The 4283-nt window shown below is 61.7% G+C and carries 3 protein-coding genes and 1 pseudogene; 3 read left to right on the plus strand and 1 reads right to left on the minus strand.

Annotated elements, in window-relative coordinates; all coding sequences use genetic code 11:
* Together VJV58_RS04830 and VJV58_RS04835 are read left to right on the plus strand one after the other, a co-directional pair.
* A pseudogene (locus VJV58_RS04830) lies at positions 1–458 on the plus strand (ribonuclease HII); the annotation flags it as partial.
* A 79-nt stretch (positions 459–537) separates the two neighbouring features.
* Positions 538–2043: a glycosyltransferase family 39 protein gene (locus VJV58_RS04835; RefSeq protein WP_324136204.1), complete on the plus strand. Its 1506-nt coding sequence runs from the start codon at positions 538–540 to the stop codon at positions 2041–2043.
* Positions 2044–2079: 36 nt separating this feature from the next.
* Here VJV58_RS04835 and VJV58_RS04840 read toward each other — a convergent pair whose 3' ends face one another.
* Positions 2080–2901 (minus strand): uracil-DNA glycosylase, encoded by an 822-nt coding sequence (locus tag VJV58_RS04840; RefSeq protein ID WP_324136205.1) that lies wholly within the window; start codon positions 2899–2901, stop codon positions 2080–2082.
* Between the two features lie 149 nt (positions 2902–3050).
* On the opposite strand from VJV58_RS04840, the gene VJV58_RS04845 reads away from it, so the two are divergent.
* A partial coding sequence (locus tag VJV58_RS04845) for an NAD(P)/FAD-dependent oxidoreductase (RefSeq protein WP_324136206.1) occupies positions 3051–4283 on the plus strand: 1233 nt, incomplete at its 3' end.

The following is a 4283-nucleotide window of genomic DNA, read 5'->3' on the forward strand; positions in this document are numbered from 1 at the left end:
TTGCGGTGGCCTACGGTTCCACAGCCCGGATCGACCGCGACAACATTTTGCGAGCATCGCTGTGGGCGCTGAAGCGCGCGGTGCACGCGCTGCCGGAAATGCCGAAGCACGTGTTCGTCGACGGCCGCGATCGGCTCGATACGCAATGCGATTGCGAAGCCGTGATCGGCGGCGACGGACTGATCGTCTCGATCGCGGCGGCCTCGATCATTGCAAAGGTCACGCGCGATCGGCTGATGTGCGCGCTGGCGCAGGATTGCCCCGGTTATGGTTTTGAATCGCACAAGGGCTACAGCGTGCCCGAACATCTCGAGGCGCTGCGAAGGCTCGGACCTACCGTTCACCACCGCCGTCTGTTCGCGCCAGTGGTGGCAGCTCGGGAAAGGCAGTCGGCGATCGAGCCCGGCGTCGTTGCAACCGAAAGCTCAATCGAAGTCCAGATCGCGGACGGTATTTGACGAGTTGCCTCGCCGATCGACGCGCTCTATCACACGTTCGAGAATCCAATAGCGCCGGCTTGGGCATTTCGGACGTCGCATGCGCTTCACTCCCCTGATCGTCGAACTGATCCGCGCGCGACCGCGTCTTGTGGTCTGGTCGGTAGTGCTGCTGCACGCAGCGCTTTGGCTGCTAGTCCCTCTATTCCTTTATACCAGCCCACCCGGCGACCTTGCGATGGTGCTGGCCTACGGCCGCGAATATCAGGTCGGCACCGATCTCGGTCCGCCGCTCGCGTTCTGGCTTGGCGACATCGCGTTTCGCGCGGCCGGCAATCACGTATTCGGCGTCTATGTGCTGGCTCAACTTTGCTCGATCGTGATGTTCTGGGCGCTGTTTGTGTTGGCGCGCGCCATTGTCGGGGCGCAACAGGCGGTACTCGCGGTGCTGCTGACCATGACGGTCACCACCTTCAGTTCGCCCGGCGTCGAGTTCGGCCCGCTCGTCCTGGCTCGGCCGCTGTGGGCGCTGATGCTGCTGCATTCCTGGCGGTTGATCGGCCAGAACCGCCGCAATGCCTGGTTCGCGTGGTCGATTGAGGCCGGACTGTTGCTGCTCACAAGTTCCGCTGCACCGGGCCTGTTGCTGCTGCTGATAGCCTTTACGCTCGCCACCAAGCGCGGACGGCTGGGCTTGCTGTCTTTCGATCCGGCGTTCGCGGTGCTCGTGATTGTCGTGCTCGCGTTGCCTTATCTGGTTTGGCTGATGCGCGCCGATATTCCATTGCTGCCGCATTGGCCGGCGATGGCGTGGAGCGCGAGGGCGCAGGAGTGGACGTCACTGGTTGGCTGGCTGGCGGCGGCGGTCTCAGCCATCGTGCTGCTCGTTCTGCTTAATTCCGGCTGGTTCGGCGGCAAGAAGGAAGAGGCGCCGATCATCAATCGTCCGCCGGTCAATCCCTTTGCGCGCGAATATGTTTATTTCTTCGCCATCGCGCCGGCGTTGCTTGGCACCCTGACTTCTGCGCTGTTCGGCCTCGATCATGTTGCGGGTGGCGCCGGTATTGCCTTGTTGATGTCGGGTCTTGCGACGATCGTTTCGGCGGACGATGTGATCCATCTGCGGCGTCAGTGGTTGGTGCGGTTGGTCTGGGTGGCGACCCTTACTGCGCCCGCGGTCGCGGTGATCGCCACCACGTTGTTTGTGCCCTGGACGGGGGCCGGCGAGGTCGCGACCTCGCTGCCCGCGAGATCCATTGCGAGTTTTTTTGGCGACAGCTTTGAGCGACGTACCAATCATTCTCTGGCGGCTGTCACCGGTGACGCGCAGCTTGCATCCCTGGTCGCACTCGGCACCAGCCGTCCACATTTCCTTTTGCTGACCGCGCCAGAGCGGACACCTTGGTGGTCTCTGGCGAAATTCAACCAAACCGGGGGCGTCGTGGTCTGGCGCGCCGCTGATACGGTCGGAACCCCACCAGCCGAAATCGCGCAACGGTTTCCCGGTCTGGTCGCCGAAGTGCCGCGCGCCTTCGATTGGTTCGTGAGTGGAAGACAGCCGCTGCTGCGGATCGGCTGGGCGATCGTGCGGCCGAAGTCGCCCTGAGGTGATGCTTGTGGTGAGGAGGAGGCGGTCGCGCCGTCAGGATGAGGAAGCCGATTGCCGTTCCAGCGCTTTTGCAATCGCGCGCAGATCCTGCCATGCCATTCGCTTGTATGAGGGGGAGCGCAAAAGATAGGCCGGATGGAAGGTCGCTAAAGCGCGGATCACGCGGGTTCCGGTATCGTAGTCGAACCATTTGCCCCGGGTTTTCATGATGCCCTCGCGCTTTCCCAGCAGTGCTTGGGTCGAAGGATTGCCCAAAGTAACCAGCACGTCAGGATCTACGAGTTCGATCTGGCGCTGAATGAACGGCAGGCAAATTTGGGTCTCCTGAGGCGTCGGGGTGCGGTTGCCAGGTGGTCGCCATGGAATGACGTTGGCAATGTAGGCATTGCTGCGGTCGAGCCCTATGGCGGCTAGCATCCGGTCCAGCAGTTTACCTGAACGGCCGACAAACGGTAACCCTTCGAGATCCTCCTCGCGGCCGGGAGCCTCGCCAACAAACATGATCCGGGCCTGCGGGTTGCCGTCGGCAAATACCAGCCGGGTGGCGGTCGACTTCAGTGCACAGCCTTCGAAACTTTCCAGAAGCGCGCGCAGAACTTCGAGGCTTGGCGCTGTTCGCGCGGCCTCGCGTGCCGAAAGGATTACGGCTTCCGGCGGCAGCGTCTTGTCGGCGCGCGCCGTTGGCATCGGAGCGCCGGGGATGGGCGGCTTGGCCGAGGCTATCGGGCTCGCGGCCGGAACGGGGTCAGGATCGGCCAGGCGATTGAGCGGTTCGTCCGCCAGCGCGCAATCGACCCCGGCCTCGAGATAAAAGGCGAGCAATTGCTGAATGGTAGGCGGGCTTTCGAACGTCATGGCGGAATGTCCAAGCATCTCCTAACTGTAACGTGTATGGGGCCGCAACGAAATGTCCGGGCGGGTATTTCCATGTTGTTCTCAGACGAAAAATCGGAAACAAACGGGCTTTCACACGGAAGATGTCCCAATCGGGCGGGGATGAGATCATGAGCACGGAAGAGTTGCCGTCGCGCGAATCCATGGAATTCGACGTCGTGATTGTCGGCGCTGGACCGTCCGGCCTTGCCGCCGCGATACGGCTGAAGCAGCTCAATGCCGATCTGACGATTGTTGTCGTGGAGAAGGGCTCCGAAGTCGGCGCGCACATTTTATCGGGTGCGGTGATCGATCCGGTGGCGCTCGACAGATTGGTTCCGGATTGGCGTGAGGATGCCGATTGCCCACTGAAGACGCAGGTCAAGGTCGACAAGTTCTATTGGATGACGAAAACGACGGCCATTCCGCTACCGGCGATCGCGATGCCGCCGCTGATGAACAATCATAGCTGCTATATCGGCTCGCTCGGGAATGTTTGCCGCTGGCTGGCGCGAAAGGCTGAGGCGCTCGGGGTCGAAATCTATCCGGGCTTCGCTGCTGTCGAAGTGCTTTATAACGAAAATGGCGCGGTGCGCGGTATCGCCACCGGCGACATGGGTGTCGCCAAGGATGGCTCGCACAAGTCGTCCTATACGCGGGGCATGGAATTGCTCGGCAAATACACGCTGTTCGCCGAGGGTGCCAGGGGCAGTCTGACCAAGCAACTCATTGCGAAGTTCGCTCTCGACGCCAAAAGCGAACCGCCAAAGTTCGGCATCGGGCTGAAGGAAGTCTGGGAGATCGAGCCCTCGAAGCATCAGAAAGGCCTGATCCAGCATTCGTTCGGCTGGCCGCTCAACAATTCCATCGGCGGCGGCTCCTTCCTCTATCACTATGACACCAACCTGGTGGCGATCGGTTTTGTCGTGCATCTCAACTACAGCGATCCATATTTGTCGCCGTTCGACGAATTCCAGCGCTTCAAGACCCATCCCGCAATCCGCAACCTACTCGAGGGCGGCAAGCGGCTGGCCTATGGTGCGCGGGCCATCACCGAAGGGGGATATCAATCGGTCCCGCGCCTGACCTTTGCCGGCGGCGCGCTGATCGGCTGCGCGGCAGGTTTTGTGAACGTGCCGCGCATCAAGGGCGTCCACAACGCGATCGGCAGCGCGATGTTGGCCGCCGAACACGTTAACACCGCGCTCGGCGCCGGCCGCGCCAATGATGAACTGGTCGGGTACGAGAATGCCTGGCGCGACTCTCCGGTCGGGAAAGACCTCTACCCCGTTCGTAACGTCAAACCGTTGTGGTCTAAGTTCGGCACGGTCATTGGTGTGGCTCTTGGCGGGATCGACATGTGG

Source organism: Bradyrhizobium sp. (assembly GCF_035273305.1).
GTDB lineage: Bacteria > Pseudomonadota > Alphaproteobacteria > Rhizobiales > Xanthobacteraceae > Bradyrhizobium.

What these genes read in the sequence shown, in the direction of transcription:
- VJV58_RS04835 (WP_324136204.1), top strand. Translation starts at nt 538, where the DNA reads ATGCGCTTCACTCCCCTGATCGTCGAACTGATCCGCGCGCGACCGCGT.
- VJV58_RS04840 (WP_324136205.1), bottom strand. Translation starts at nt 2,901, where the DNA reads ATGACGTTCGAAAGCCCGCCTACCATTCAGCAATTGCTCGCCTTTTAT.